Origin of the sequence: Acinetobacter sp. KAM396 (assembly GCF_021602765.1) — a bacterium.
Taxonomy (GTDB): Bacteria; Pseudomonadota; Gammaproteobacteria; order Pseudomonadales; family Moraxellaceae; genus Acinetobacter; species Acinetobacter towneri_A.
In genome coordinates this window covers 1-1483 of sequence record NZ_BPPH01000079.1, presented here as the reverse complement: position 1 = coordinate 1483, position 1483 = coordinate 1, and the positions used below count along the sequence as shown (strand labels likewise).

Genomic DNA, 1483 nt, shown 5'->3' with positions numbered 1-1483 from the left:
TGTAAGCCCCAAGTAGAAATGTCCGGTTTCTCCAAAGTAAAAATGTCCGCTTTTAGAATATGCACTTTTGCAATTTTCTTAGCGGACGGTTTGATATGTTGGTGTCTATGTCGGATAAAGAACTTAAACGATTGTCGGTCTTGCAAGAAATCTGTGATCAACGCATAACCCAGTCCCAAGCTGCTCAGCTACTTCATATTTCAGAACGTCAGATCAGACGTTTATTGCAAAAATACAAAGCTCAAGGCCCAGCTGCATTAGCACATGCTGCACGTGGCCAAATCAGCAATTCCAGGCTTCCTGAAGAGCTCAGACTCAAGTGCCTCAATATTGTTTCGGATCAACTGCATGGTTTCGGACCCACTTTAGCGCATGAAAAGCTCACCACTGTTCATGGATTCGATATTTCAGTGGAAACACTGCGTTCCTGGATGATTGCAGCCGATCTGTGGATTCCTCGCGCCAAGCGCCTGAAACGCCCGTATCAGCCTCGTTATAACCGAGATTGTTATGGTGAACTGATTCAAATCGATGGCTCACACCATGACTGGTTTGAAGGACGCGCTGCTAAGTGCTGTCTGCTGGTATTTATCGATGATGCCACAGGAAAATTACAGCATTTACGTTTCTGTGAGTCGGAATCAGCATTTGACTATATGATTTCAACACGTTTGTATGTTGAGCAGCATGGTAAGCCGTTGGCGTTTTACAGTGATAAACATTCAGTCTTCAGGGTGAATCAAAGCAGCAAGAAAGACACCAAGATTACCCAGTTTGGACGCGTACTCAGTACCCTCAATATCGATATCATCTTCGCCAATTCACCACAAGCCAAAGGCCGTGTAGAACGGGCGAATAGAACGCTTCAGGACCGTCTGATTAAAGAAATGCGCCTGGAAGGCATCTATTCGATTGAGCAAGCGAATGCCTGGCTGCCCTGCTTTATCGAGCAATTTAATCGTAAATTTGCCAATATGGCCTTTAATCCCAAGGATCTACACCGGACTGTCACTGAAACAGCCGAAGAATTAGATGATGTTTTTACCTGGCGTGAACCCCGCAGAGTCACGAACAGCCTGACGATTACTTATGATAAATGCGTATATTTACTGGAAAATACCGAAGAAAATAAAAGGTTGATCGGCAAGTATCTTGAGTTTCTGGAATACCCGGATGGCACGGTAGCCATTGAACATCAAGGAAGAAAAATCAATTACAGCATCTTCGATAAATTAAGTCAGCTCAACCAGCGAGAGGTTGTTGAGAATAAACGTTTAGGTGCTGTTCTCAATCATATTCAACAACAGCACGAAGAATTAGAACAGCAAAACAAACGCAATCGTTCTCAAAAGATGCCGAGCAGACGTGCACAGAAAACAGTAATCAAAGAACGAAATCTGAATCCTGTGCTTGACTTGGAAGTGTCTGTATAGGACATTTCTATTTGGTTATTAGGTAGGACATTTCTACTTAGGAATAACAC

The 1483-nt window shown here is 43.4% G+C and carries 1 protein-coding gene; it reads left to right on the top strand.

Features of this window, described 5'->3' with window-relative positions; genetic code table 11:
• The first annotated feature begins 107 nt into the window (after positions 1 to 107).
• Positions 108 to 1433 (top strand): ISNCY family transposase, encoded by a 1326-nt coding sequence (locus tag L6C30_RS14525; protein ID WP_079393426.1) that lies wholly within the window; start codon positions 108 to 110, stop codon positions 1431 to 1433.
• Positions 1434 to 1483 lie beyond the last annotated feature (50 nt).